21 protein-coding genes and 1 tRNA gene are annotated in these 26,437 nt (G+C 70.3%); 14 read left to right on the forward strand and 8 right to left on the reverse strand.

All coding sequences use genetic code 11. The features are described 5' to 3' along the window. Positions 1-6: 6 nt before the first annotated feature. The 6 genes from ACIQU6_RS00245 to ACIQU6_RS00270 form a co-directional block, all read right to left on the reverse strand. Entirely contained in the window at positions 7-3,813 is a 3,807-nt protein-coding gene (locus ACIQU6_RS00245) for a CHAT domain-containing protein (RefSeq protein ID WP_403479367.1), read from the reverse strand. 87 nt (positions 3,814-3,900) lie between these two features. After that, entirely contained in the window at positions 3,901-4,833 is a 933-nt protein-coding gene (locus ACIQU6_RS00250) for a hypothetical protein (protein ID WP_403479368.1), read from the reverse strand. Next, on the reverse strand, positions 4,833-5,276 hold the full coding sequence (locus ACIQU6_RS00255; protein ID WP_403479369.1) for a hypothetical protein: 444 nt from the start codon (positions 5,274-5,276) through the stop codon (positions 4,833-4,835). Before ACIQU6_RS00255 ends, ACIQU6_RS00250 begins: the two co-directional genes overlap by 1 nt. 553 nt (positions 5,277-5,829) lie before the next feature. After that, on the reverse strand, positions 5,830-6,972 hold the full coding sequence (locus ACIQU6_RS00260; protein WP_403479370.1) for a hypothetical protein: 1,143 nt from the start codon (positions 6,970-6,972) through the stop codon (positions 5,830-5,832). A 580-nt stretch (positions 6,973-7,552) separates the two neighbouring features. After that, entirely contained in the window at positions 7,553-8,875 is a 1,323-nt protein-coding gene (locus ACIQU6_RS00265) for a DUF3472 domain-containing protein (protein ID WP_403479371.1), read from the reverse strand. 190 nt (positions 8,876-9,065) lie between these two features. Then, complete coding sequence (locus ACIQU6_RS00270; RefSeq protein WP_403479372.1) at positions 9,066-10,847, reverse strand: alpha/beta hydrolase; 1,782 nt, start codon at positions 10,845-10,847, stop codon at positions 9,066-9,068. A 98-nt stretch (positions 10,848-10,945) separates the two neighbouring features. Here ACIQU6_RS00270 and ACIQU6_RS00275 point away from each other — a divergent pair, with 98 nt between their 5' ends. Together ACIQU6_RS00275 and ACIQU6_RS00280 are read left to right on the forward strand one after the other, a co-directional pair. Further along, positions 10,946-11,620, forward strand: coding sequence for a response regulator transcription factor (locus tag ACIQU6_RS00275; protein WP_403479373.1), 675 nt, complete (start codon positions 10,946-10,948; stop codon positions 11,618-11,620). After that, positions 11,617-12,933, forward strand: a complete 1,317-nt coding sequence (locus ACIQU6_RS00280) for a sensor histidine kinase (protein WP_403479374.1) — start codon at positions 11,617-11,619, stop codon at positions 12,931-12,933. The genes ACIQU6_RS00275 and ACIQU6_RS00280 overlap by 4 nt, the downstream gene beginning before the upstream one ends. Before the next feature lie 383 nt (positions 12,934-13,316). On the opposite strand, the gene ACIQU6_RS00285 is transcribed toward ACIQU6_RS00280, so the two are convergent. Beyond that, positions 13,317-14,315: a bifunctional lysylphosphatidylglycerol flippase/synthetase MprF gene (locus tag ACIQU6_RS00285; protein WP_403479375.1), complete on the reverse strand. Its 999-nt coding sequence runs from the start codon at positions 14,313-14,315 to the stop codon at positions 13,317-13,319. 200 nt (positions 14,316-14,515) lie between these two features. On the opposite strand from ACIQU6_RS00285, the gene ACIQU6_RS00290 reads away from it, so the two are divergent. The 8 genes from ACIQU6_RS00290 to ACIQU6_RS00325 all read left to right on the forward strand — a co-directional run bounded on the left by ACIQU6_RS00290 (position 14,516) and on the right by ACIQU6_RS00325 (position 21,972). Next, a complete protein-coding gene (locus ACIQU6_RS00290) occupies positions 14,516-16,222 on the forward strand; it encodes an aldehyde dehydrogenase family protein (RefSeq protein ID WP_403479376.1) in 1,707 nt (568 codons plus the stop codon). Positions 16,223-16,315: 93 nt separating this feature from the next. Then, positions 16,316-17,449, forward strand: coding sequence for an acyl-CoA dehydrogenase family protein (locus ACIQU6_RS00295; RefSeq protein ID WP_403479377.1), 1,134 nt, complete (start codon positions 16,316-16,318; stop codon positions 17,447-17,449). Positions 17,450-17,459: 10 nt separating this feature from the next. Continuing rightward, a complete protein-coding gene (locus ACIQU6_RS00300) occupies positions 17,460-18,800 on the forward strand; it encodes an aspartate aminotransferase family protein (RefSeq protein ID WP_403479378.1) in 1,341 nt (446 codons plus the stop codon). Continuing rightward, positions 18,793-19,305 (forward strand): type II toxin-antitoxin system RatA family toxin, encoded by a 513-nt coding sequence (locus ACIQU6_RS00305; RefSeq protein WP_403479379.1) that lies wholly within the window; start codon positions 18,793-18,795, stop codon positions 19,303-19,305. Before ACIQU6_RS00300 ends, ACIQU6_RS00305 begins: the two co-directional genes overlap by 8 nt. After that, positions 19,305-19,796 carry a hypothetical protein gene (locus ACIQU6_RS00310; RefSeq protein ID WP_403479380.1) on the forward strand — a complete coding sequence of 164 codons (492 nt, stop codon included), beginning with the start codon at positions 19,305-19,307 and terminating at the stop codon, positions 19,794-19,796. The genes ACIQU6_RS00305 and ACIQU6_RS00310 overlap by 1 nt, the downstream gene beginning before the upstream one ends. 71 nt (positions 19,797-19,867) lie before the next feature. Then, on the forward strand, positions 19,868-20,107 hold the full coding sequence (locus tag ACIQU6_RS00315; RefSeq protein ID WP_274914816.1) for an acyl carrier protein: 240 nt from the start codon (positions 19,868-19,870) through the stop codon (positions 20,105-20,107). Continuing rightward, the gene (locus ACIQU6_RS00320) at positions 20,104-21,354 is read left to right on the forward strand and encodes a beta-ketoacyl-[acyl-carrier-protein] synthase family protein (RefSeq protein WP_403479381.1); all 1,251 of its coding nucleotides are present in this window, start codon (positions 20,104-20,106) and stop codon (positions 21,352-21,354) included. The genes ACIQU6_RS00315 and ACIQU6_RS00320 overlap by 4 nt, the downstream gene beginning before the upstream one ends. A 111-nt stretch (positions 21,355-21,465) precedes the next feature. Next, positions 21,466-21,972, forward strand: coding sequence for an SRPBCC family protein (locus tag ACIQU6_RS00325; RefSeq protein ID WP_403479382.1), 507 nt, complete (start codon positions 21,466-21,468; stop codon positions 21,970-21,972). Here ACIQU6_RS00325 and ACIQU6_RS00330 read toward each other — a convergent pair. Beyond that, complete coding sequence (locus ACIQU6_RS00330) at positions 21,932-22,681, reverse strand: hypothetical protein (RefSeq protein ID WP_403479383.1); 750 nt, start codon at positions 22,679-22,681, stop codon at positions 21,932-21,934. The genes ACIQU6_RS00325 and ACIQU6_RS00330 overlap by 41 nt on opposite strands. A gap of 201 nt (positions 22,682-22,882) precedes the next feature. Between ACIQU6_RS00330 and ACIQU6_RS00335 the strand changes: the two genes are divergently transcribed. From ACIQU6_RS00335 to ACIQU6_RS00350, 4 genes are all read left to right on the forward strand, one after another. After that, positions 22,883-22,969: transfer RNA gene (locus ACIQU6_RS00335), tRNA-Cys, on the forward strand. A gap of 203 nt (positions 22,970-23,172) precedes the next feature. Beyond that, a complete protein-coding gene (locus tag ACIQU6_RS00340; protein ID WP_403479384.1) occupies positions 23,173-23,853 on the forward strand; it encodes a class I SAM-dependent methyltransferase in 681 nt (226 codons plus the stop codon). A 23-nt stretch (positions 23,854-23,876) separates the two neighbouring features. Further along, the gene (locus ACIQU6_RS00345; protein ID WP_403479385.1) at positions 23,877-25,304 is read left to right on the forward strand and encodes a cytochrome P450; all 1,428 of its coding nucleotides are present in this window, start codon (positions 23,877-23,879) and stop codon (positions 25,302-25,304) included. A 64-nt stretch (positions 25,305-25,368) separates the two neighbouring features. Beyond that, entirely contained in the window at positions 25,369-26,388 is a 1,020-nt protein-coding gene (locus tag ACIQU6_RS00350) for a hypothetical protein (protein ID WP_403479386.1), read from the forward strand. The last annotated feature ends 49 nt before the right edge of the window (positions 26,389-26,437 follow it).

Here is a 26,437-nt window from a genome sequence, read left to right on the forward strand (position 1 = left end):
CGAGTTTCAGATCCCGGCGTGCAGGTGGGCCGCCCAGAGGTAGGGGGACTTTGGATATTGATCACGGACCTTGCGCACGGTGTGATGCAGAGCATGTGCCGCCGCATCCGTGTCGAGGCAACCGTGCTGGTTGGTGACCCTGCCGAGCTCAGCGTAGAAGTCAGCTGCCATATGTGAGGCCACCTCGTCGTTTATCTCCCAAAGGGTGCCGATGACGTGGGGAAAGCCAGCGAGCTGAAACGCCGATGCGAGATGGATGGCCTCGTCGATCAGTTCCACGGATTCCATGAACGCTGTTCGGCACGCTGACAGGTAGGCCAGTTGGGCCGAGTCCATCCTCATTCCCGCAAGGCTCGCCACCGTGAGCGGATCACGTTCATGGTCGTGCAGAAGCAACAGACTCCGGGATGGATCGTCGGGGTCGTGGGCACCGTGGCACGCGAAGTGAACGATCCCGCAATCAGGGAGGGTCTCCAGGACCCGAGCCTTGGTCGGTCGTGGCTCCGGCCCGGGGGCGATCGTGCTGTCAGCCGATGCATCCGGCTCGATGAGCAGCATCGGTTTCGGCAACAGGTCACGCAACAGTGCGGCTTCTACCGAGACGTGGTCCAGACGGCCCCGGACACCCGGCGTCGTGGGCATGGCCACGATCAGCGACCGACTCACGGACGGCGTGGAGGTGTGATGACGGCGTGCGTGATGGAGTGCGCGGATGGTGGTTGTGTAGGAGGAGACGACACGGTCCATGACGGTCCGCCGCGGCTCCCCCTCTCCCAAACCCGCCGGAGGCGGCTCGGAGTGATGGCCGGCAGCATGCAGAGGGAGCAGTGAGAGGAGCCCACCCGGCGCCCACCAGACACGGGGCCACGGCTGGCCGGGGAAGGGCTCAGCGGTGAAACCAAGGCTTCGCAAGACCGGTTCGGCCGCCGCGTCCCACAGCCACTCCAACACGGCACGAAGGGTCGCTTGGGCTTCCTTGCGCGCGAGGGGCGTCGTGCGTGGATCCGCAGCGGTTTCCAGGGCCTGATGAAAGGTCTGTATCTGGTCGATGACGAGGTCGTATGTGAGGTCGGGCAGGTTTAGGGACACGATTCCTTCGGACGTCAACAGCATTGCGTCGCTGCGGTAGTGGCTGACGTTGAAGCTCACCACCGGGCCGAAAGCGGCTTCCGCCAAGAGCTCAGCGACAGCGGGGGGACGAGCGAAACCGGCGAATCCGTCCTGATCTCGGATGCGGTCCAACGTTGCCTGGAGTTGGCCGACGAGGTCCCGTCTATGTTCCCCAGCATCGACCGCGCTTATGGCGGTGCGGACTTGCCCCGTGGGGTCTGCGGGGGAAGCTGTCAATTCCATCGGTCGGTCTAGCTCGCTTCGGAGCGTCTGGAAGCGTTGGGCCAGGTCGGGATGGCACTCGCGAAGCTCGGCGAGGTCGCTCCGCATGTCCAGTGCCTGGCTGTGGAGGACGCCGCGGCCCGTCTCAAGCAATTGCAGCGCCCGCACGGCCCGGTCGGTGGGTGTTCCCTCGTGAGAAGCCAGAGCCAGTGCCGCGGCATCTCCGGCCAGCCCGGACCACTTGCCCATGGCGTGCTGTTGGTCGCCACGGCGCAGCCGACGATCAGCTACCTCGGGCAGCAGACGTACGGCCCCGGCCAGGAGATCGGCCGCAAGATCGGGGGCCTCCCGTCCGATCAGTGAGGCTGCCGCCTGAGCTGCCCGAATTCGCATTGACGGTCTGGTCCAGTCGGCTCGCGAGCCTTCCAGATGTGCGGCCAGAGCGCGATCGAAGTCGTGCCGTGAGCCAGTCCGCTCATACCGGCTGTGCAGGGCTGTCCCGAGGTTGAGCAGGTAGTTAGATCTCTCCGGATGTTCGGCGGACGTAGTGTCGAGCGCGGCCTCGCATGCTGCCACCGCCTCGTCCAGGTCCACTGCGGATCCGGTCTCCTTGAAACTGACGGACAGTATGGCTCCCAGCGCGGACAGGTATCGCGGGCGCTCTGGGTAGTGGCTCGGGACATCGGCGGCGTCCCGTCCTGCCTTGATCGCGCCATCCAGGTCGTCAAACCCCCCGGTTTGCTGGAACCGCGCGTGCAGTGTGGCGGACAGATTCGCGAGGAAGCGCGGACGGTCGGGACTGGCGGAATCGGTGATCGCGAGGGCCTCGCGATTTCTTTGGATCGCCTCATCGAGATCCGGTGTGTACTCGTTTCGTTCGTAACGTTCCATCAGTGCGATGCCGAGATTGGACAGCATTCCCGCCAGGACAGAGTGGCCAGGTGATGCTGCCTCCACAGCGTCATGTGCGAACTCGATCGCGGCATCCAGGTCCGACAGCGCCCCGGTGTGCTTGTACCGCGTCCACAGCATCAGTCCGACGTTGGACAGACGGGTCGGGCGATCGGCGTGACCGACCGCTGTGGCCTGCGCGGAAGCACGGCTGGCGCTGAGCGCCTCGTCCAGGTCGGCCATATGACCATTGCGCTCGAAGCGCTGCCACAGAGAAATGCCCAGGTTGTTAAGAACCGCGTTGAACTCGGTTTGTTGCGGGGCGATTTCTTGGGAGGCAGCCCGGTTCATCTCAATCGCCGTATCGAGGTCAGACCTGTCCCCGCCGAGGCGGTACCGCGCTAGGAGAGCTTGCCCCAGGCCGGAGAGGCGAAGCCCCCGTGTCCGGTGACCCAGCGGGGTCATCTCCAGGGCTCCCCGGAACGCGTTAATGGCACGGTCTAGATGATCTGTTTCCCCAGTGCGCTTGAATCGGGTCAGCGCGGTGCTGCCGAGCCCAGCCAGGAATGTGGCGCGCCTAGGATGTTCCTCGGGGGCAGCCTCGACAGCGGCCTGGCAGCACTCGATCGCGTTCTCCAGATCGGCCGGGATGCCGATGCTTTCGTATCGGTCTTGCCAAGCGATACCCAGGTTGTAGAGAACTCCCGCCTTGTCGTGGTCCTCGACACAGAGGTCTGACGCTTCCTGGAAAGCTTCTATCGCCGCGTCCAGGTCCGACAGGATGCCTCTCTCGGTGAACCGGGTCTTCAGCGCGGTGCCCAGATTGTTGAGCCCGCCAGCCCGTTCGGCAGAAGGTCTCACCGCCGCTTGGACTGCCAGTCGACCAGTCTCGATTGCATTGTCCAGGTCCGCCGCCATACCTGCATGAGTGAAACGCTCCATCAGCACACCTGACAGGTTGACCAGCATGACCGACCGGTTCAGGTGCCCCGTTGCCGTACTTTCCACCGCCTCCCACGCCGCGTCGATCGCCGCGTCCAGATCCGCCGGTTCGCCACCCATGTCGAAATGGGTTTTCAGGATGACGGCAAGATTGGACAGCGTTTCCGCGTGCTCGCTTTCGCCACGGGGGATAACGGCCGCGATACGCCGTAGGAGATCGGTCACCCTTGCGCGCAGCTCTGGGCTCGGCGAAGCGTACATTCCTTGCTGAATCTTCCAGACGAAGCCCAGCGCTTGCTGGGCTATATCCGGAAGTAGTTCGTCCGGCAAATCCTCCGCACCAGCGTCGCCGAACACGAAGCAGGGCGTGAACCTCGCGACGGCCTCCTCTCTGTCCCGCTGCCCAGTCCCTCCGAGAAGTGCCCGGTACCTGAAGATGTGCAACCAGCCGAGGGCGTAATGACCTTCCAGGTCGGACGCGTCGTTTCGGAGGATCGCTGCGAGTTGGCGGGACTCGGCCAATGCTTCCGGCTCCAGCACCACACCGATGTCTTGTTCGCGGGCCATCCGATCCAGCCGTAACCCCACTGCGGCAATCCGGTTCTCCAGTTCGAGTTGTCTTGCGAAGTCCTGCTCACGACCCTGCATGAACTGTCCTGTCACTTCTCGTTCTCGGGTAGATCAGGTGGCTGCACCATCCAGGTCCGCCGCGGCGAGCCTCTGAATTCGGCGAGCTCACGAAGCCGGTTCCACCGGCGCCGGGCTGCTGAGCCGTCGCATGACCGCACGACCGAGCGGTGGGCCCATCGGCTGTTCCTCGATGCGCATTTTGTCGGCCAGGTCCGACAGGTGAAGACGCACGGATGCCTCCAGCAGCGTGGCGTATGTATCCGAGGCGGCGCGGAGGCGACGTGCCGAAATGACCACCAGCGTGGCAGCGAGCGGCGCCGCGGGCCACCACCACCAGGCCAAAAGCAGGTAGAGCAGGGCCCATCCACTGAGGACGGCAGCTCGCGTCAACGCGGCGCGGGCCCTGCCGATATCACCGCGTATTTCTTCTGGCAGCACGAGCCAGAGGTGGGGCCAGACGGTGAGGAGATTGACGTATGCGTCTCGGTCCAGCCGGACCGCGGCGGCGTGGATCCGGTCACCGCTCCAGGTCGGCCGTTCAGGCCGCTCCACGGAAATGCGTTCGCACCTGTGAGTCGCACGGTGACGATCCCGTGGCCTGGGGCGGTCGGCCGGACGGGGAGCGCGTTCCCGGAGCCGCAGGGCTTCGTACTCCGCCCGTGCTGCGTCCCAACGACGCTGCCTGCGTGCCACATGGCGCTCGGCCAACTCGCCAAACGGCCACGGCCATGAGCCCCAGCCGGCGGCCAAGGCGACACGCTCGACAACGGACCCCAGGGACTGGGCTGCCAGCCCGGCGCCGGCCGCACCTGCCAGCACCGCAGCGAGCAGCAGGGCCTGGCCGCCTACCGCGGTTACCTGGGGAGCCCGGGCGGCCTCTGAGATCGCGTGAGCGAGCCGCCCCACGTCCAGGGCGGCACTCTGCCCGAGGGTGTGTCCGGCTACGGCGATCGCCAGGTAGAGGGCGCCTGGCAGTACGAGGAGGGTCAGCCATCGCTCGGCCAGCTTCTTGCCGAGTTCGCCGAGCAGCCCTCCCATTACGGGAGCCTCTCCCGGATCAGCGCCGTATCAGCGAGGGCTAAGCGGCAGTGTGGCACGTCGTCCACTTCGTGACCCGATCTGCCGATGCACAGCTGCAACGGACACCGGTACACGACGTCCAGATCAGCAACACCGGCCGGCATCACGCTACGGTCTGCTTCTCCGTACACCCCCGACGGGTCGCCTGCGCGTCGAACCGCTGCGTGCAAGGCGCCCAGAAGGGCCGTGAGTGAGCCGTCCTCCGCGGCCGGGCTGCCGACTGCGGTTTCGACAGCACGCAAGGTGGCGTCGTCCTCGTCGAGCAGCTCAGCAAGTTCATCCCGATGCCTACACACGTACGACAGTGCCTTGGCGACCTTCAGGCCGACTACTTCCCCCTGGCTCGTCATATAGAACTCCGCCCCCTGTGCCTTGTTGATCCCTATGACCCAGGCAGCCATTCTCGCTCCAGACGCGAAGGTGCACGCCCGGGTTCGGCGAACTCCTTCAGGCATTCCCGCTGCAGGAGCCCCAGCCACAGCCCAACTCTCATGCCGGTCGGCCGACGAATCTCGACTGCCCTCCTACCAGTACGAGAAGGCGCCTCAAGCAGAGGGAGGGAGGCGCGGCAGACCCTGAAAGGGCTGTTCAGCCGGTCCCCTCTGAGCGAGAGATGCCTAAGCGGATGGTGCACCACCGGCCACGCGGCCGCTGACACCGCACCGCGTCATACAAATTCGCCCGCGCAACGTGGGGCATCGATATGACCGTCGCGCTGCCGCTCCTCCGCTTGGGAGAAATCTGGGAGAAGACCTTCTCCCAGAGCCACTGCGACCCACGCCAGACCAACCCACGCCAACCCTCTGACCTGGGCAGATACCAGAACATGCAGGTAAGGATCTTGCCCGTACTCCATTCGGGACGAAGAGGTCGTGGGTTCGAAGCCAGCCCCCGTCGCCGTCAGCGCTCTGCCTCCTGACCGCCACCCAGGACCTGCTCTCCCTCTCCCGTTCATCACCGTTCCTCAGCGAAGGGTTCATCCACTGCGTAGGGGTGGACGTACCGGTCGTCGTTGAACGGCTGGAACCAACTCGCCAGCCTCATGGGCGCGATGCCGAGGTACTCACCTACCGGACTCTCGTCGATGCCGTCCTTCGAGTCGTCGTACAGCCACTCGTGGTCCATGTCCTCGTAGACCAGCTCGGTAAAGCACTCCAGAGCCGCCGAGACCCTCTCATCGAGGAGACCGAACGTTTCAAGGGACACCTCGGCCCGGTCGAGAAGGAGCCGCAGTACCAGCTCCTCCGCTACACAGCCCAGTTGCTGGAAGCTGCCCTCCGTAAAGCGTGTGGTCAGGGCAACGGCCGTCACCAGGAAGTGTCGGGCGAAACGGGCGTCGTACTGAAGGGCGTAGCGTGGCGGCAGTTCATCGAGCAGCCACATCGGCCGGTCGCACTCAGCGACGTTCGTCTCTTCCGCGGCCAACGCGTACGCGTCCTGGAACAGCTCGTCCAAAAGGACATCGGTCGCCCACACCAACGCCCCGGCCGCCAGCTCCACGTCTTCGACCGACACCCGGGAGCCGTAGTCGGCGACGTCGTCGTCCTTCTCCTCCTCATCGGGGGCGCCGAACATCTCCGGCCCGAAGGCCCGCAGCTGGCTGGCCATGGAGCGCATCCTGCGTTGAGCCGTCTCGGTATCAACGGCGTCGCTCATCGCGTCAACCGCGACATCGCCAGCAGCCGACTCGGTCAGTCGGGCTCGTCGCGAGGCAAGATCGTCCGGCGGGGCGTCCGGGCCGTCCGCCGCCTCCAGGCTCTCCTTCGCGAGGTCGGGATGCAGCTCGACCTCGCACCGCTCGATCGTCCAGTCGGCGAGCAACTCCGAGTGCTCCAGCAGTTCCTCTGCCAGCGCACGGACCGCCTCCTCGGCGAACTCCAGCGTCGGCGCATCCACGAACACCTTCAGCAACGCGCCACCGGGATGGACGCCCACCCACGTGTCGGCGATCTCGACTTCCACACCATCCGGACCGTCGATCGACTCGACCGAGTCGAAGCCCTGCTCCAGAAGCGCCCGGGCACCGACCCGATGCAGCTCGTCCATCTCCGAAGCACCGCTCGGGATCTGCGTATCCACTGTCACTGCGTACGTCACGACGCCCAGCCTTGCAGGACAAGCCATCGCTTGCCGCAGCAATGTCGACTTCGAACCGCCCTTGCGCACACCCGCCGAGCAAAGCCTCGGGGACAGCGCGAGCCCCTTCAGCGGCAAACCCACCCGCCGTGCCACTGTCGTGCCAGGCAGAGCGGTAAACGGCGGTCAGAGGGAGACGGAGCCGCACGTCCGCGTACAGCACGATGCGGAGTATCTTCGCAGGTCAGGCCGGCATTGACTGTCAGATGCCCCCTGATTCCCAAGCTCAGAGCGCGGGTTCGATTCCCGTCACCCGCTCCAGAGTTGAGGCCCAGGTCAGAGACCTGGGCCTTCTTTGTTGTCTAGGGCGCTTTAGGCGTGCGTGCCATTCGTGTGCGGTAAGAGGCCGTTGGCCGCATCGAGTTGGGCGACCACAAGTCTCGCGGGACGGGCCTTCACGGCGATCGTCTCGGATACCGAGACACACTGCGCGTGGCCTGCACCACAACAGGCGAACCAGGCGTCGGCTCGGGCTGGCGCAGGCCCCACCGGACGGTGGGGCCTGTCCGCTGGCGGCAGCGGCGGAAGCGACAACCGACGTTCAGCGGCGTGCCCGCCGGGTACGGATGCGGAGGTCCCGGATGACCCAGGCGGTGGTGGTTCCGCCGAGGACCAGGACGCCGGCCCCGAGCAGGAGCGGGATGGTGCTGTTGTCGCCTCCGGTGTGGGCGAGAGCAACGGGCCGGGAGCGCTTCGGTCGGGTGGTCGTGCCGTCACGGGTGGGGATGGTCCAGGTCTGGGCCGCGTTGCCGGGCGTGCAGGACTCGGTCCCGGGCCTGCCGTCGGGTGCGGCGGTGAGGCAGCGACCGGACCGCGCGTTCCTGAGGGTTCCCGAGGCCGTGTCATACGCCCAGCGCTTGGCTGGGTCGTCGACCTTGCCGTCCCCCGGAGCTCCGGCGCAGTCGCGGACGAACACGGAGGAATTCCGCTCTGTCAGGCAGTAGTTGGACGCCATGCGCAGTGTCTGGTCAGCGGCGTGTACCCAGGCCCGGTCGGTGGCAACGGTGCAACGGGACAGTGCAGTCGTGGCGTGGTTGCCGGGAGCCCGGGCGGTCAGGCACGCGTGACCGTTCCGCAGCGGGCCCCTTGCGGTGTTGCCGATGGCGTTGCGTTGCACGCTGCCTTCCTCGGTGACCTCGACCTTCACACCTGACGTGCAGGACGTGCCGGTGTCGGTCGAGTCGACAGCGGCGGTGACGGTGTCTCCGTTGCCCTTCGGCAGGCCGAAGGCTACGGCGGAGTTGGGCTGGTCGTAGCAGGTGGCTCGGGGGTCGTTCCACTCGAAGTACTCGGTCCAGTCGACCATGTTGTCCGGGGAGATGCCGGTAGCGGTGGTCTTGATGCTGCCGAGGTCGGTGGTGGTACCGCTCGTGGTGTCGGTGACGGTTGCACGGAACCAGCCCTGACCGGACGCGGCGACCGTGAACCGGTAGGTGTGGCCCGCCCGCCAGTCCAGGGACACCGAGCAGTGCTGGCCGCTGCCCTCACCGCCGAACGCCCCACAGCTGCCGGCGGGGTCGCCCGGCCGGGCCTCGGTGGTATCCCAGGCCGAGAACAGCAGCTTGCGTGGGGAGCCGCCGTTGCTCTGCATGCCGATGTAGCCGGTCTTGTGGTTGTCGAACTCGAACTGGTGGCTCCAGAAGACGTCCGAGGTGTAACCGGGGTCGTAGGCCGGGGTGGTCGTCCAGCTGACATCGCGCAGGGAGCTGGTGCCGTGGGGGAACGAGTAGTTGGTGTAGGTGCCGGGAGTGTGGCCGTTCTCGGCGGCGGCCGGTGACGTGGCCAAGGCGCTGCCGAGCCCGACGGCCAGGCCGAGGAAGAGCGCACCCGTCAGGAGGCGGCGGCGTGCCAGGTTCTTGTTCATCGGTCTTGCCTTCCTGTGGCTTCGGGCCGGAGGAAGGAACCACCGGCCGTACCAAGGGCGTTCGCGTGCCTGGTTCACGGCAGAAGCCGGGCAACTCGGCCACCGGCAGCGCGGAAGACGGGCGCGGCGACGGCGGGCAGCACGGTGGTGCCCGTGGGCGTGCTGGCGACTTCCGCAGCGGAGCGAGCTCTCAGCAAGTCGTCTCCGGCTTCACGGCCTTGAGGTCGACGAGGTAGCTGTCCACCGCATTGGTGACGCAGTCGCTGCCGCGCCCATAGGCGGTGTGGCCCAGGCCCTTGTAGGTGAGCAGCATGCCGCCGGGGAACTGTGCGGCGAGGCTCTGCGCGTCTTCGTACGGGGTCGCCGCGTCACCGGTGGTGCCCACCACCAGGACGGGCGGAAGGTCGTCGGCCCGGACCCGGTGCGGCTTGAGCGGACCGGACGGCCAGTTCCGGCAGTTCAGTTCGGTGAGCACTTCGGAGGAGCCGAACACTCCCAGCTCCTGGTGGGCGCGCTCCAACAGGTCCCAGTACGCCTGGGGGTCCTTGGGGTGCGGCGTGTCGAGGCAGTTGACGGCGGTCAGGATGTCGCCGGAGTTGTCGCGCGGGCGTGCATCCGCCCCGTCATGGCGGTCCGAAGCGGTGGATGCACCGGCATCGCCGCGGTCGTCGGCATCATCCGTGGCGCCCGAGCCGTCGTCCTGAAGGCCCTCGCCCTGGTTCGCGATCGCGGCCAGTTTCGTGCCGTCGCCCTCGCGCGCCGCGCTCAGGGCCTCGGAGAGCCGCTGCCATTGGGTGTCCGGCGTGTACATCGATGCGGTGATGGCGGAGTGCAGCATGGTCTGGTCGAGCCGGTCGGTGCTGTTCTTGATGGGCAGAGGGGTGTGGGCTGTTTCCGCAAACAGGTCGGTGATGAGCGTGCTTACCCCGTCCGGTGTGTCTGCGGGGCAGGCGTCCCCCACCACTTGGGCGCAGTTGTCGGCGTAGTCGTCGACCGCCTTACGGAAGGCCCTGCCGCTGCTCAGGGCCTGCTGAGCCCAGTCCTTCGAGGGGTCGAGGGCGCCGTCGAGGACCAAGGCGCGCACTCGCCGGGGGAACTGCTCGGCGTAGATGGTTCCCAGGTAGGTGCCGTAGGACCAGCCGAGGTAGGTGAGCTGGTCGTCGCCGAGCGCGGCGCGCAGCACGTCCATGTCGCGGGCCGCGTCGAGGGTGCCTATGTGGGGCAGGATCTCGCCGCTGCGCGCCTGGCACTGGGCTGCGGTGTGGTCGGCGTCCGCGAGCGCGGTCTGGCGCTCGGCATCGGTACGCGGATACAGCGGCCGCGCCGCGTCCGACCCGCTGTCGGCCTGGTCGGCCCCGTCTGTCGTGCCGTCCCGCGGGGAGCAGTCCACGGCGGGTTTGCTGCCGGCGACACCGCGCGGGTCGAACCCGACGATGTCGAAGTGTGCCCTGGCCTGTTTGCCGAAGGAGGCCACACCGTCCGACTTCAGTGTGTCCACACCGGAGGCACCCGGGCCGCCCGGGTCGAAGACCAGCGAGCCGATCCGCTGGCCCGGTTCGGTGGCGGCGGACTTGATCACGGGGAGGGCGAAAGTCTTCCCGTTGCTCGGGTGCGCGTAGTCCATGGGCACGGTCAGCGTGGCGCACTGCAGCTCGCCGCACCGGCTCCAGGCGAGTTTCTGCTGGTAGAAGGTACGCAGCGAGGGTTGGTCAGCTTGCTCCGCGGTGACCGGTGACGCCCGCACGCCCGACGGGTCCGAAGAGCAGCCGACGAGTTGGGCGGCGCCCAGTGCGGTCAGGGCCAGGACGAGGGCACCGCGCCGCCGGGGTATGCGGCGCAGTGCCCCCGCACCTCGGGCACCGGGGGCGCGGCCGAGGAATCGGAAGGTCGATGCGGCGGTGGGGCGGTCCACGGACTCGGCCTGGCCCTCCTCTGTGCCCGTGTTCCTGCTCTTCCGGGAGATGCGCTGCACGTCTTCGTTCCGTCCCTCGTCGGTCACCTGGTACGTCGCAGGAGCATCGCCAGGGCACCGTGAGGATTTGATGAGGGCAGCGATTACCCTTGGGCCGCGTGCGTGTACTGGTGATCGAGGACAACGACGACCTACGCTTCACCGTGGCCGCCGCGCTGCGCGCCGAGGGCTTGGCTGTCGACGAGGTGGCAGACCTGCCCGCCGCCGATGAGGCGCTGTTCGTCACCGAGTACGACTGCGCCGTCTTCGACCGAATGCTCCCCTCGGGCGACGCCCTCGACTACGTCCAAGACCTGCGCCGGGCCGGACGCACCGTGCCCGTGCTCTTCCTCACCTCCCGCGACCGGGTCGCCGACCGGGTCGACGGATTCGCCGCAGGAGGCGACGACTACCTGGTCAAGCCGTTCGCCGCGCCCGAGTTGGTCGCCCGGGTGCGCAGTCTGTGCCGCCGGGCCGGACACGTCCGCCCGCCCATTCACCGCCTCGCGGACCTGGAGATCGACACCGCTCGCCGGCAGGTGCGCCGGGACGGCGTACTGCTGATGCTGACGAGCAAGGAGTTCGCGCTGCTTGAGTTGTTGGCAACTCGCACGGACCAGGCCATACCCCGCGCCGAGCTGATCGAGAAGTGCTGGGACGAGATGGCCGAACCCAACTCCAACGTCGTCGACGTCCTCGTGTCACAGCTGCGCCGCAAGCTCGGCGACCCGCCGCTGATCCACACCGTCCGCGGTATCGGCTACCGACTGGCCACCGGCGAGGACGGGCGGTGAGTCCAGCACTCCGGCCTGCCCGGAAGACCTCCCACCGGACGGCGCCGACGCCCGCGGCGCGCCGGGCCCACAGACTCCGCTGGCGCCTGACCGCACTGTTCGCCCTCACGAGTGCGGTCGGCCTGATCGGCCTGGCGGCCTTCGCCGTCCACAACGACGACGCCTCGCGACGCCGCCAGACCGATGCCGACCTGAAGCTGGAGATCACCCAGGCCATTTCGGGCCTCGACTACGACGACAACGGCCAACTGGATACCCACGCCGTGGTCGACTACGTGGAGACCGCGTGCCCAGCACTGACAGTCCTGTCCGCCACTGACGGCAACGGCGGCAAGCTCCAGCCGGCCTTCACGCCGCACCAGCCCTGCGCGCACGCCCGCCCGGCCGACATCCAGGCCATCGCCGCAGCCTCGGCGCATCAGGAGACCAGGGTCCTCACCGACGCCCGCGGCACGGACGGGCGCCCGCTCCGCCTCGCGGCCGGCATCTTCACCGGACCTGACGGCCAGAGCATCGGCGGCGTGATCATCGCGGCCACCGACCTCACCGCCCAGCAGGCCAACCACCGCGAGCTGACCGGCCTGCTGGCCGCCGGCTGCGCCGTTCTGCTGGCCCTGTCCGCCCTCGTGGGCCACCTGCTCTCCGGACGCGCCATCAGGCCCGCCCTCACCGCACTGCAGCAGCAGGAAGCCTTCCTCGCCGACGCCGCCCACGACCTGCGCACCCCCGCCGCCTCGCTGCGCCTGCTCGCCGATACCACCCTGCGCGACGACACCTCACGCACCGCCGCGCTGGAGCGCACCGTGCGGTTGGCCACCCGCATGGGCGACCTCATCGACGGCCTGCTCACCCGCGCGCGCCTCACCGCCGGCGTCGCCACCCTCGCCCGCGAACCCCTGCGCCTCGACCAGCTCGTCGAAACCGTCGTCGACGACGCCCCCACCGACGGACACCACATCACCGTCGAAACCCGACCCGCCATCGTCAACGCAGACCCCGACCTGCTGCACCGCGCCGTCACCAACCTCTTCAACAACGCGCTCACGCACGGACACACGGCGGACCAGCCGGCCGAAATCAAACTCGCCGTCACCCCCGACGGAGTACTCACCATCGACGACGCAGGCCCCGGAATACCGCCCGACCTTGCCGACTCGCTCTTCGAACGCTTCCACAGCGGCGCCGGCTCCACCGGCCTCGGCCTGTCCATCGCCTCCTGGGTCGCCCAGGCCCACGGCGGCACCCTCACCGCGACCGGCAGCCCCCTCGGCGGCGCCCGCTTCACCCTCCGGCTACCCACACACAACAAGTAGAGGGCGGTCCGGACGACCGAGCGCCAGACCGGTCAAGAGCGGCCCGGCGCGATCAGCCCGGCGCGCGCTCGGGCGTCTCCGAACGCCGAAAGATTCCCGACACCGCGGGCCCGTGGCACGAGGGGAGAGCGCGTCGCGCCTTCCCGGTCATCGACTGCATCCCCCCACCTGCCATCGCCGCCACCCGCGCCGCGGGCGAGCTCGCCACCGGTCCGTCCCCCCTCCACGGTCAAGAGCCCAGCTCAGGGAGGCAACTCCCCGGCCGGGCTTTCTTGTCGTCCGGGGCGCTTCGGGGGCGGTGCGCCGTGGTGCGCGCCAACTCGGCTGTCCGGAGCGGCCGTTGATCGGGCGCGCCCGGTGGTGGGTGGGCGCGGCGCCGGGGGTCAGACGGACTTGGTGACGCGCAGCAGCTGCCAGATGGCGGCGAGGCTGGCGCGGCCGTGGAAGGCGAGGTACTCGGGGAGCACCAGGTCGGGGCCCCACTTCTCCTTGTAGGCGAGCTGGCTGGCCGAGGGGTAGACCTTCTCGCCGCGCTCGGCCATCAGGCGCATGAAGCGCGTGGTCAGGCCGCTGGCGCCGGTGACCTCGTGGTCGGCCGACAGGCCGACGAACGGGGTGAAGCCGAAGTGCAGCCACTCGGCGCCCTCGCCCCGGAAGGTCTCCATGGCGTGCTGGTTGAGGGCCTCCATCACCCCGGGCGGGGAGGTCGCCCGCCGGCGGCTGAGGTCGTGCAACCAACCGGGCCGCGCACCGTACGCCGGCGAGTAGGAGATGTAGCCGATCACCGTGCCCTCCAGGCGTCCCAGCAGCAGCCGGCGGTGCGGCTGCGCCGGGCCGCCGCGCTCGCCGACCAGGAACTCGATCTCCTTGACGTGGCGGCCCTTGGAGCGCAGCCATTCGCGGTCGATGTCGGCGAGCTCCGCGGCGACCTCCTCGTGCTCCGCCTCGGTCACCTCCAGACCGCTCCGCTTCGCCTTGGAGATCTTGTTGCGCAGCTTCATGAACCTGCTGCCGCGCAGCGTGTGATCGCGCAGCCGCACCGCGTACGAGGAACCGACCTGGTTCACGGTGAAGCCGCACCGGGCGTACAACTCCGCGTCGGAGCGCTGGAGTTGGACGGCGACCACCTTGCGCCGGGCGGCGCGGGCGAAGTCGAGGAAGGACCGCAGCAGGCCCTCCCGCTCCGCCCCGGGGGCGAAGGCGCCCCCGAGTTGGATCAGATAGCGGCCGGCCTCACGATAGGCGATCACCCCGTCCACCGACGGGTCGGTGAAGTAGGCGTTGCCGTCGTTGAGCGCGAGGAAGGCGCTGGGGTTGTCGGCGTGCTCCCGGAGGGCCGTGACCACTCCCTCGCGGTCGATCCTCTGGTGGACCGTGGTCATCGGATCCCCCTGTCGTCGGGAAAGCGGCGGCGAACTCCCGGCCGATGGTGGCGGGTTCCGCTCTCATCGGCCTGACACGTCGGTCTCAGGTCCGTCTCCGCGGTTTGTCAGGCCGTGCTGTGACAGTCGGAGGCGAGGCACCGACCTCGGACATTTCTTCCCGACCTCCGCGGTCGGGGGCGGGAGAGCGGAGGATCTGCGTGAGCAGTGCCCGTACGACGCCCCGGGCGTCGCACCATGAGGACGCCGTCGGCGCTGCGGCGGGCGGCGGTCTGCTGACCTACACCTCGCTGGTCGACGGCAAGAGCGTGCCGAGCGACCAGTGGGTGTACGTGGTCGACTCGGACGCGCTGCTGAAGGACGCGTTCTCAAGCCTGACCCTGAAACGGAAACTGGAGAGCGGCCGGCTGACCCCCGAGGAGGCCCCCGGGGACAGCATCGTCGGCCGGGTGGCGCGGGCCGATTCCGAGACCGTGGTGCAGGCCGTCGAGGCCGCGTCGCGCGCGAGCGTCGAGTGGAACGCGTTCCCGCTCGACGTGCGGCTGGACCGGTTCGGCGCCCTGCTGCACCGCCGGCTGGCCGAGCAGGCCGACCGCACCATCGAGATCCTGCTGCGCGAGGGCCACCCGCTGGAGCTGGCCCGCTGGCAGGTGTCCGGGGCGCTGGAGTGCTTCTCGCCGGAGTCGCTCGCCTTCTACCGCAGCCAGATGCTGCACGAGACCCGGCACGGGGACCGGCGGATCTCCGTGCGCCGCCGGCCGGACGGCGTGGTCTGCCTCAACCCCCCGCAGAACGCCCCGCTGTCGAGCGCCCTGCTCGGCGTCACCTCTCTCATGGCCGGCAACTCCCTGGTGGTCCGCGCCCCGCGCAGCGCCCCGTTGGGGGTGATGTACGTGCTGCACGAGGTGGTCGCCCCGGTCCTCGCGGAACTCGGCGCTCCCGGCGGCACGTTGAACGTGGTCTGCGGGGACCCGGCCCCGATGCTCTCGGCCTGGCTCGACAGTCCGCTCGTCGACGACGTCATGTACTTCGGCAGCAGCGAGGCCGGCGTCCGCTTCCAGGAGCGCTGCGTGGCGGCGGGCAAGAAGCCGATCCTCGAACTCGCGGGCAACGACGCGGTGGTGGTCTGGAAGGACGCCGACCTGGAGTACGCCGCCGAGGCGCTGACCGAGAGCTTCTACGGCTCCGGCCAGTTGTGCATGATCCCCAACCAGGTTGTCGTCCACCCGGACGTCGTGGAGCCGCTGGTGGCGCTGCTGGCCGAGAAGGCCGCGGGCGTCCGGGGCGGTTCGGTCCGGGAGGAGGGCGTGCTGCTCACCCCCGTGCTGCGCAACGAGAAGTTCTTCGCCTGCCTGGACGACGCCCTGGCCGGCGGCGCCGAACTGGTCTGCGGCGGCCACGCGATGCAGGACGACGGTACCCGCAACCCCACGGGCATCTTCCTGGAGCCCACGGTGGTCCTGGTCCGGGGGCTGGCCGGGGCCCGCGAGATCCAGGCGGTGCGCCACGAGACGTTCTTCCCCCTGCTGCCGGTGATCGCCGCCGAGCCGGCCCCCGACGCCGTCCTGCTGGACCGGTTCGTGGAGTTCGTCAACAGCAACGCCTACGGGCTGCGCAACTCGGTGTGGGCCCGTGACCCGGAGGTGGTCGACCAGTTCGTCACCCGGATCACCAAGGGCGGCCTGCTGAAGGTCAACGACTCCCACATCGGCTTCCTGCCGGGCCTGCCCACGCACGGCGGCACCGGACTGACCGGCGGCGTGTACGGCGAGGCCAACTACCCCATCCTGCGCACCTCGCACATCCAGGGCGTGAGCGTCTCCGGGGGCGGCATCCGTCCCCGGGACGCCGTGTTCGGCGCCTGGCACGCGATGCGCGCGGCGGCCGCGGGGACGCCGGAGGCCTGACACCGCCATCGGCCGCGTCGCCGGCGGACCGTCCGACGGACCACCGGCGACCGGCGGTGGCAGACGAGACAACTGACAGAGCAGAGAGAGACCATGCGCCCACTGGAAGCGGCACGTGCTGCTTGTGAATCCTTCCTGCCCGGCCTGCTCGACCGCCTCGCCGACGTTCCGCTGCCGGAGCTGGAGGCGCCGGGCAGCCCGGCCCTCGACCACTTCCGCGCGTGCGGCGGGCCCGCGCTGGTGATCCCCAAGGAGTACGGCGGGTACGGCGCCGACCCGTTGGAGGCGATGGCCGTGACCCGGGCGCTGGCCTCCCGCGCGCCGTCCCTGGCCGTGGCGACCACCATGCACCACTTCTCCGTGGCCACCCTGTTCAGCCTGGCGGCCAGCGTGCGCAGCAGCGGCATGGAGTGGGCGCTGCTCGAAGGGGTCGCGGAGCAACGGCTGTTGGTCGCCTCCGGGTTCGCCGAGGGGCGGCCCGGCCAGGGCATCCTGTCCCCGACCATGACGGCCCGGAAGGCCGAGGGCGGCTATCTGATCGACGGCGCCAAGAAGCCGTGCAGCCTCGCCCACTCCATGGACCTGCTCACCGCCAGCGCCGCCCTGCCCACCGACGACGGCGGCTCGCAGATGGCCGTGCTGCTGATCCCCCGGCAGACGGACGGGTTGACGGTGCACCCCTTCTGGGCGAGCCGGGCCCTGGCGGGCGCCGAGAGCGACGAGGTCCGGCTGACCGACGTCTTCGTGGACGAGCAGTTGCTGATGCCGAACACCGCGGACCCCGGTGAGCTGGACGACCTCCAGACCGTCGGCCTGATCTGGTTCGAACTGCTCATCTCCAGCTGCTACTTGGGCATGGTCAGCGCGCTGGTCGAGCGGGCCGTGGACGGGCGTCGGGGCGCCGAGTCGGACCGGGCACGGGCCCTGATCCGCCTGGAGACGGCGGCGCAGCTCCTGGAGGGCGTGGCCCGCCGGGTGCGGGACGGCGAGACCGGCAACGGGGCCCTCGCCCAGGCGCTGGCCGCCCGTTACGGCGCGCAGGACGCCCTGGGCGACGCCCGCGACCAGGCCGTGGAACTCCTCGGCGGCACCGCGTTCATGGGGTCCTCCGACATCTCCGTGCTGGCCGCCGCCTCCCACGGCATCGGCTTCCACCCGCCGTCCCGCACCAGCTTCACCGGCCCCTACCTGGAGCACGTGGCGGGCGCACCGCTGCGGCTGGCCTGAGGAGACCCCCATGACCGTCACCCCCAGCACCGCCACCACCCCGGCGCCCGCGGCCCGTTCGACGGGGACCGGGACCCGTCCCCTCCCCGGCCGGGAGGAGCTCGGTCGGCTGTACCGCGCGCACATGAACCAGGGCCGGGCCACGCTCGGCGAGATGTTCGGCGGCCACGTCGAGGTGGAGTCGCAGGGCGCCTGGGTCACCACGGCCGGCGGGGACCGCTTCCTCAACTGCGGTGGCTACGGCGTCTTCCTGGCCGGCGCCCGGCATCCCACGGTGATCCGGCACGTCACCGAGCAGTTGCACCGCCACCCGATCGCCACCCGGCTGTTCCTGGAGCCGCAGGCCGCGCTGGCCGCCGAGGCGCTGACCGCCGCCGCCCCGCCCGGGCTCTCGCGCGTCCACTTCGCCGGCTCCGGCGCCGAGGCGGCCGAGACCGCGCTGAAGATGGCGCGCACCAAGGGCCGCCACCGCCTGGTCGCCACCGTCAACGGCTACCACGGCAAGACGGCCGGCGCCCTCAGCCTCACCGGCAACGACGTCTTCCGCACCCCGTTCCAGCCGCTGCTGCCGGGGACCACGCACGTGCCGTTCGGCGACGCGGAGGCCCTGGAGGCGGTGCTCGCCGGGGCGCCCGGCGAGTGCTGCGTCTTCGTCGAGCCGGTGCAGGGCGAGGCCGGCGTGGTCCTCCCCCCGGACGGCTATCTGCGCGCCGTGCGGGACGCCTGCGACCGGCACGGCGCGCTCCTGGTGCTCGACGAGGTCCAGACCGGCCTCGGGCGGCTCGGCACCTGGTGGGGCGCGGACCGGGAGGGCGTCAGCCCCGACATCATGCTGGTCGGCAAGGGGCTCAGCGGTGGCGTCGTGCCGGTGTCGGCGGTGCTGGCGACCCGCGAGGCGTTCTCCGTCTTCGACCGCGACCCGTACCTGCACACCTCCACCTTCTCCGGTGCCCCGCTCGCGATGGCCGCCGCCCGCGGGGCGCTCGCGGCGATCCAGGAGGACGACCTCGTCACGCGGGCCCGCGAACTCGGCGACGAACTGCTGCCGGAGCTGCGCCGGATCGCCGTGGGGCACTTCGGGGACGTGGTGCGCGAGGTGCGCGGCCGGGGGCTGATGCTCGGCATCGAGTTCGCCGAGCCGGGCCCCGCCGGGGACCTGCTGATCGAGCTGATCGCCAACGGCGTGATCGCCAACCACTCCCTCAACTCCCACTTCGTGCTCCGCCTCACGCCGCCCGCCGTCCTGGTCCGCAGCGATCTGGACTTCCTCTACGAGGGCTTCGACCGGGCGTGCCGTGCACAGGCGGCCCGCTACCCATCCGCCGCAGGAGGCAGCCGAGACCATGCGTAACGCATCCGTAGTGCTGCGGATCGAGGGCATCGCCCCCGAGACCGTTTTCGAGCGCATCCACGACTTCGCCCGCTACCCGGAATTCACCGACGTGGTCCGGAACGTGACGGTCCATCAGGTCTCGGAGCGGGAGGAGACCAGCGACTGGGAGGTCTACTTCCGCAACGGCATCCTGCGCTGGACCGAGTCCGACCGCTTCGACCGGGCCGGCCTGGCCATCGCCTTCGAGCAGGTCGACGGCGACTTCGCGGAGTTCACCGGCTCCTGGCGGATCGGCACCGACGGGCCGGACAGCCTGGTCGACTTCTCCGCGGACTTCGACTTCGGCATCCCCAGCCTGGCCGGCATCCTGGACCCGGTGGCGCAGCGGGTCTTCAAGGAGACCATCACCCGGGTCGTGTTCGGCCTGTTCGAGGGCAGGGTGTCGGTGGTCGGTGACGACGCGGTGGCCCGGGCCGTCGCGGCGCCCACCGCACCCGTACCGAGCGCCAGGGTGCGGGGCTGATGGACGCCAAGAACTTCTTCGAGACGCCCACCACCTCCCGGCTGGTCCGTGCCGAGTACGGGCTCGGCCTGGTGGTGGCCGCCGCCTTCTTCTTCGCCCACCTCGGCGAGGTGCGCTGGCTGCCGGCGATCGGGCTCTTCGTCTACATCGACCTGATCGGGTACCTGCCCGGTGCGCTCGCCTACCACCGCAGCCCGGACAAGCAGGTCCCCAAGGTCTACTACGTCCTCTACAACGTGATGCACAGCCTGGTCACCCAGGGCCTGGTGGTCCTCGCCTGGATCTGGCTGTTCGGCGCGGAGTGGGCGCTTCTGACCGTCCCGATCCACCTCTTCGGGGACCGCGCCCTGTTCGGCAACTTCCTCAAGCCGTTCGGCGTGCGCTTCGAACCCGAGGCCCACCCGGCGTACGCCGCCTTCCGCGAACGCTACGAGCGGCCCGGTGCGCCCTCGCCCTCCGGCACGCCGGCCGGGGTGCCCGCCCACCACTGACCGCGCGCGCCGCCGCCCGCGCTCCCGCCACGGTCCGCACGGGCCGGCCGTACGACATCAAGGAGCCTGTCATGAGTAACGTCTACGACCGTCTGGTCAAGCTGATCGCCGAGGGGTTCGGGCTGGAGCCCGGCGAGCTCAACCCGGACGACACGCTGGGGGGGCTGGAGATGGACTCGCTCGCGCTGGTCGAGCTGACCGTCGCCGTCGAGGACGAGTTCGGGGTCGCGCTGACCAACGAAGAGGTCGGCCCGGACGCCACGTTGGCCCGGGCCGCCGAGTGCATCGAGCAGAAGATGGACCCGGCGTGACGGGGGAGCGGAGCGGGGGCCGCCGGCGGTTCGACGCGGCCATCACCGGGCTCGGCATGATGACCCCGGCCGGGAAGGGGACCGCCGCTTCCTGGGAGGGCATCAGGCGGGGCGCCGGCACGGAGGCCGTCCGGGCGCCCGAACTCGTCGGGATCGCCCCCGAGTTCGTCTGCCAGGTCCCCGACTTCGATCCGGTCGCCGTCGTGGGCCGGCGCCGGGCCGGGCAGTTCGACCGCTCCAGCCTGCTGCTGTTGGCCGCCGCGACGGAGGCGGTGGCCGACGCGGGCCTGGACCCGCAGACCTGGGACGGCACCCGGGTCGGCGTGGTGATCGGCAACGGGATCGGCGGCGCCGAGACCTGGGAGGCCCAGCACCGGCGGCTGCTGGAGCGGGGGCCGCGCCGGGTCTCCCCCCGGCTCATCCCCATGCTCTCGCCCAACATGGCCGCGGGCTATGTGTCGTTGGAGTTCGGCGCGCGCGGCCCGTCGCTGGTGACGGCGACCGCCTGCGCCTCGGGCACGACCGCCGTCGGGACGGCCCGTGAACTGCTGCGGTCCGGGGCCTGCGACGTGGTGATCACCGGGGGCGCGGAGGCTCCGCTGACGCCCTCGCTGGTCACCGGGTTCCAGCAGATGGGCGCGCTCTCCGGACGCGGCCACGACATCCGTGCCGCCTCGCGCCCCTTCGACGCCGACCGGGACGGCTTCGTCGCCGCCGAGGGCGCCGCCGTACTGGTCCTGGAGCGGGCCCGGGACGCCCGGGCCCGCGGCGCCCGGATCCGGGCGATGGTCAGCGGCTACGGCGCCTCCGCCGACGCCTACCACCCGACCGCCCCGGACCCGGAGTGCACCGGCGCCTCGCTCGCGCTGCGGGCCGCGCTCCGGGACGCCGGCGTCGGCCCGGACGAGGTGGACCACGTCAACGCGCACGGCACCGCGACCCGGATCAACGACGCCACCGAGGCCCGGCTGATCCGCCAGGTCCTCGGGGACCGGCCCCTGGTCACCTCCGTCAAGGGGGTCACCGGGCACTCGCTCTCCGCGGCCGGGGCGATCGAGGCGGCGGCGTCCGCGCTCACGCTGCAGGACTCCTTCGTCCCGCCGACCGCCAACCTGGAGAGCCTGGACCCGGAGATCGAGCTGGAGGTGGTGGCCAAGGAGGGCCGCTGGACGTCGGCCGAGGTGGTCGTCAGCAACTCCTTCGGCTTCGGCGGGCAGAACGCGGTGCTGCTGCTCACCCGGGCCTGACACCCGCCCGCCCCATCCGCCATGGTGTCCGTTGACACCACACCGCCACGACGGGCCGAACCCGACGCCGCGCAGCCGGGCCGGCGCGTGCTTCGTCCCAGGAGGGAGCCGATGGTTCCGGTGGAACGTCGCTGGGAGATCGAGGAGAGCGTCTTCATCGAGGCCGCTCCTGAACAGGTCTACGCCGCCGTGGCCGACGTGCGGTCGATGGGGCGGTGGAGCCCGGAGTGCCGGGCGGTGCGCGGGGTGCCGCCCGGCCCGGTCGCCGCCGGAGCCCGTTTCCTCGGCTTCAACCGCAAGGGCGCGTTCGTGTGGTTCACCTCGTGCCGGGTGACCGACGCCGAGCCGGGCGAGGCGTTCGCCTTCCGGGTGAGCGCCTTCGGGCTCCCGGTGGCCCTGTGGGGCTACCGGTTCACCGCGGAGGCCGACGGCGCCCGGGTGACCGAACACTGGCAGGACCTGCGCACCGGCCGGCGCGGCGCGCTCGCCGCGCTGCTCGGCCGGATCTTCACCGGCACCCGGCCCGACCGTCGCCACCTCGCCAACCGGGCCGGGATGCGCGCCACCCTCGGCCGGCTCAAGCAGACGCTGGAGGGCCGGGAGGGCCGGCTTCCCTAGCGCCGACTCCCGTGTTTCCGCGGCGCGTTCGGTCGCCCAGCGCCCGTACCACCGCCGCCGCCGTCACCGCGTGCCCCCGGCTGTTCAGCGCCGTACCGGTGCTGCCCCACACCTCGGCCCCCGCCTCCGGAGGGCCGGCCGAGAGGTCCACGTGCAGGGCCCCGTGCCGCAGGGCGAGGGTCCGCGACTGTTTGGTGCGGGCCCGCTGCCGGGCCCGCACCGCCGCCGTGTCCGCCCCCCGCGCCGCGGGCGAGTGCGCCAGGTCGAAGGGGTCCACCCACAGCACGTCGTAGCCGCGCTCACGCAACGGGGCGATGATCCGGACGAGTTCGGTCCGCACGGCGCCGGCGTCGAGACCGGGCCGCAGCAGATCGTGTCCGGTCAGATGGACCACCGCCAGGTCGCCGCCGAAGGCCAACGCCTCCGGCACCTGCCGCGAGCGCACCTCGGCGACCTGCCGCGCCGGGCCGCCCAGCAGATCGAGACAGGCCGCCCCGGGCGCCACCTCCCGCAACGCGCCCGCGACCCGCGCGGTCCACGGCGTCCCGTCGTAGCCGACGACCCGCTCCGGGCGCCGCCCCGCCCGGCCGTCGCCGAGCACCACCATCCGGCGCCAGCGCACTCCGGCCAGCAGCCGTCGCGCCTCGCCCGCACCGAGACAAGCGGGGTCGTCCCGCTCCCCCGTGACGGCAATCGGTGGTTCCAGCACCAGACTTCTCCCTCGTCGCGGCCGATCCGTGCGGCGTCGACCCACGGGTCGGCGCCGCGCTGCGCGACTCCCTCTTACTCCTGTCCCGACCGTTGATGCCAGTGATCCGGGCATCTCAGGACCGTCTCAGCGGAATGTCAGGGGGCCTCGGCAGAATCGTGTTCACCGGCGAGCGGGCAAGCAGTGCGCGGCTCGCCGAGAGGAGAGGTACCCGAAGCGGCCCAACGGGGTGCCGGGGCAACCTGGTTCGGGCGAAAGTCCTCGCAGGTTCGAATCCTGCCCTCTCCGCGTCGGCCCTCCGGGACGGACCGTCAAGGCCCCGTCCCGGAGGGCCGGAACGCGCCACGGTCCCGCCGCCGGCGCACCGGGACGACGACGGCCACGGGCCGGACCCGTCCGCCGGTGCCGTTGCCGGCCGGGAACCCCGGCGGCCCTTCTCGCGCCGTCGGCCAGGGACGCCTGCCAACCCGCAAGCCGCGAAGGGATCCCGGATGATCGGCTCGCTCCTGAAGAAACCCCTGGAAGTCGTCGAGGCGAACTTCCGGCAGCCCAACGGCACGGCCGGACAGCTCGTCGGCCACCTGATGACCCTCCAGCACCGCTCGTTGACGGTGTGGGCGATCGAGCACATGGACGTGCGCCGCTCCCAGCGGGTGCTGGACGTGGGATGCGGCGGCGGGATGGCGGTCCGGCTGCTGTCCGAGCGGACGCCGCGGGGCTTCGTCGCGGGCGTCGACTACTCGATGGACATGGTCAGTCAGGCCGTGCGGCGCAACGCGGACGCCATCGCCCGCAACCGCGTCGAGATCCGGCACGGCGACTCCGCCGCGCTGCCCTACGACGACGCCAGCTTCGACCACGTGAGCGCCGTCGAGACCTTCTACTTCTGGCCCGACCCGATGCGCGGCCTCGCCGAGGCCCACCGGGTGCTGCGGCCGGGCGGGCAGGTGGCGATCACCCTGGAGATGAGCCGGGAGGCGGCGGCCGACCCCTCGCTGCTCCAGCGGTTCTTCGGCCGGCGGTTCACCGAGCGCTCGGAGCGGGACGGACTGCACATCCTGTCCGGCTCCGAGCTGGCCGGGAAGCTGTCCGCGGCCGGGTTCAAGGACGTCCGGTTCGTCGCCGAGCCGCGTCGCTCGCTCGGCTGGGTCTGCGCCTTCGGGCGCAAGTGACGCGCGGGGAGAGGGCATTGGCGATGACATCGGGGCAACGACCCGACGGGCCCGCGCCGGAGGCCGGTGGCCTGCCGCTGCTGGGCAACGTCGTGGACTTCCGCAAGGACATCCTGGACGCCCTGCACCAGGGCTGGCAGGCACACGGCGACCTGGTCCGCTACCGGCTGGGAACCGTCGTCGTACACGGCGTCTCCAGCCCCGAGTTGGCCGGGGAGGTGCTCACCGACAGCGCGACCTACGGCAAGCTCGGCCCGGACAACCCGCTCCGGCTCATCCTCGGGGAGGGGCTGCTCACCAGCGACGACCACGAGAGCTGGATGCGCAACCGCCGCATGATGCAGCCGATCTACTCCAAGCAGGCGCTCTCGGGGATGTACCGCGCGATGGTGGACTCCGTCGCCGAGCAGCTCACGCACATGGCCCGGGCCTATCCGTCCGGGGCCGAGGTCGACGTGCACGGCGAGATGATGCGGGTCACCTTGGACATCGTCAGCCGCTGCATGTTCAGCACCGACGTCAGCCGTACCCGCGACAAGCTCAGCCCCGAGGCCGTGGACGTGGCCGTCAACTACGCCTTCGACCGGCTGCAGAACCCGTTCAGCCCGCCCACCGCCTGGCCCACCCCCCGCAACCGGCGCTTCCAGCGGGTGATGGAGGGCCTCGACGGGATGATGTACGGCCTCATCGAGGAGCGCCGGGCGGCCGGCGCCCCCGAGGGCGGCGCCAACGACCTGCTCGACATGCTGCTCGCCGCCCGGGACGCGGACACCGGGGAGGGGATGACCGACCGCGAGCTGCGCGACGAGATCATCACCACCTTCGCGGCCGGCCACGAGACCACGGCCGTCACCCTCACCTGGGCCTTCTACCTGCTCTCCCAACACCGGGAGGTGCTGCGCCGGGCGCAGGAGGAGGTGGACCGGGAACTCGGGGACCGGATGCCCTCGGTGGCGGACCTGCAGCGGATGCCGTACCTGCTGCAGATCTTCGAGGAGGCGCTGCGGATGTACCCCTCGGCGCCCATCGTGCCGCGGCTGACGCTCAGGGACACCGTGCTCGGCGGCCACCACGTGCCGAAGGGCTCCCGGATCATGGTCGACCTGTTCAACATCCACCGCCACCCGGGCCATTGGGCCGATCCGGAGCGCTTCGACCCCGACCACTTCACCGCGGCGAACAAGAAGGGCCGTTACCGCTTCGCGTACCTGCCCTTCGGTGCCGGCCCGCACCTGTGCATCGGCAAGCACTTCGCGCTGCTGGAGGCGCACCTGCTGCTGGCCGCGCTGATCCGGCGGTACGACTTCCGGCACATCCCGTCCCACCGGGTGGTGAACCACGCGACCATCACCCTGCGGCCCAAGTACGGAATGGCCATGACGCTGCACGAGCGCCACCGCGCCCGGCGGGCCGCGGGGGTACCGGCCACCGCGGGCACCACGACGGACTGACCGGCCGACCGACCGCCACATCTACCGTGTCCGCGCGCTGCGGCAGACCGGAGGAGACGGATCCATGCACATCGACTACACCACCGCCGACGCGAACACCCTCAACCGCACGTTCTACCGGCCCGGGCAGCGCGAGGGGCACTACGAGAGCTTCTACCAGCGCGGCAACCACCCCACGGAACCAAGGGCGTTCTGGATCCGGTACACCATCTTCAGCCCGACGGGCATGCCCGAGGCGGCCATCGGTGAGCTGTGGGCGATCTACTTCGACGGGGTCACCGGGGAGCACGTGGTCGCCAAGGAGGAGTACCCGATCGCCGAGTGCGCCTTCGACCGGGACACCTTCGGCGCCCGGATCGGCGACCGGGTGCTCGAACCGGGCGCGCTGCGCGGCGAGGCGGTGGGCACCAACGCCAGGATCGCCTGGGACCTGACGTACAAGGGCGACGAGCCGCCGCTCCTGCTGCTGTCGCCGAAGATGTACACCGGCGGCTTCCCCAAGGCCAAGAACCTGGTGGGGGTGCCGCTCGCGGAGTACGACGGCACCCTCACCGTGGACGGCCGGACCGTCGACATCGACGGCTGGACCGGCAGCCAGTGCCACAACTGGGGCAGCCGGCACACGGATTACTACGCCTTCGGTCAGGTCGCCGGCTTCGACGACGCCCCCGACAGCTTCCTGGAGATCGTCACCGGGCGCACCCGGATCGCCGGCCCGCTGACCACCCCGATGGTGACCTTCGCGGTCCTGCGCCACCAGGAGCGGGAGTACGCGCTGGTGTCGCTGCGTCAGGCGCTGGCGGCCAAGGCCGACTTCGGCTACTTCTACTGGAACTTCGCCGGCGGCGACGACACCGTCGCCATCCGCGGGCGCTTCGACGCCCGACCCGAGCAGTTCGTGGGGCTGAACTACTACAACCCGCCGGGCGGCATCAAGCACTGCCTCAACACCAAGATCGCCAGCTGTGAGTTGACGATCACCAACAAGATCACCGGGCGCACCGACCGGCTCCGGACGGGCCACCGCGCGTTGATGGAGATCCTCACCGACGACCGCACGCACGGAATCGCGCTGCGTGCATGACCCGGCCCGCGGACGCGCTCGGCGGCGGCCGAAGGTCCCGCGCCCGGCG

It is taken from the genome of Streptomyces sp. NPDC090442 (assembly GCF_044769405.1).
Classification (GTDB): Bacteria; Actinomycetota; Actinomycetes; order Streptomycetales; family Streptomycetaceae; genus Streptomyces.

Excerpts from the sequence above, each read along its gene's own strand:
- ACIQU6_RS00245 (WP_403479367.1), bottom strand. The coding sequence starts at position 3,813 with ATGCAGGGTCGTGAGCAGGACTTCGCAAGACAACTCGAACTGGAGAAC.
- ACIQU6_RS00250 (WP_403479368.1), bottom strand. The coding sequence starts at position 4,833 with ATGGGAGGGCTGCTCGGCGAACTCGGCAAGAAGCTGGCCGAGCGATGG.
- ACIQU6_RS00255 (WP_403479369.1), bottom strand. The coding sequence starts at position 5,276 with ATGGCTGCCTGGGTCATAGGGATCAACAAGGCACAGGGGGCGGAGTTC.
- ACIQU6_RS00265 (WP_403479371.1), bottom strand. The coding sequence starts at position 8,875 with ATGAACAAGAACCTGGCACGCCGCCGCCTCCTGACGGGTGCGCTCTTC.
- ACIQU6_RS00285 (WP_403479375.1), bottom strand. The coding sequence starts at position 14,315 with ATGACCACGGTCCACCAGAGGATCGACCGCGAGGGAGTGGTCACGGCC.
- ACIQU6_RS00295 (WP_403479377.1), top strand. The coding sequence starts at position 16,316 with ATGCGCCCACTGGAAGCGGCACGTGCTGCTTGTGAATCCTTCCTGCCC.
- ACIQU6_RS00300 (WP_403479378.1), top strand. The coding sequence starts at position 17,460 with ATGACCGTCACCCCCAGCACCGCCACCACCCCGGCGCCCGCGGCCCGT.
- ACIQU6_RS00305 (WP_403479379.1), top strand. The coding sequence starts at position 18,793 with ATGCGTAACGCATCCGTAGTGCTGCGGATCGAGGGCATCGCCCCCGAG.
- ACIQU6_RS00310 (WP_403479380.1), top strand. The coding sequence starts at position 19,305 with ATGGACGCCAAGAACTTCTTCGAGACGCCCACCACCTCCCGGCTGGTC.
- ACIQU6_RS00315 (WP_274914816.1), top strand. The coding sequence starts at position 19,868 with ATGAGTAACGTCTACGACCGTCTGGTCAAGCTGATCGCCGAGGGGTTC.
- ACIQU6_RS00325 (WP_403479382.1), top strand. The coding sequence starts at position 21,466 with ATGGTTCCGGTGGAACGTCGCTGGGAGATCGAGGAGAGCGTCTTCATC.
- ACIQU6_RS00340 (WP_403479384.1), top strand. The coding sequence starts at position 23,173 with ATGATCGGCTCGCTCCTGAAGAAACCCCTGGAAGTCGTCGAGGCGAAC.
- ACIQU6_RS00345 (WP_403479385.1), top strand. The coding sequence starts at position 23,877 with ATGACATCGGGGCAACGACCCGACGGGCCCGCGCCGGAGGCCGGTGGC.
- ACIQU6_RS00350 (WP_403479386.1), top strand. The coding sequence starts at position 25,369 with ATGCACATCGACTACACCACCGCCGACGCGAACACCCTCAACCGCACG.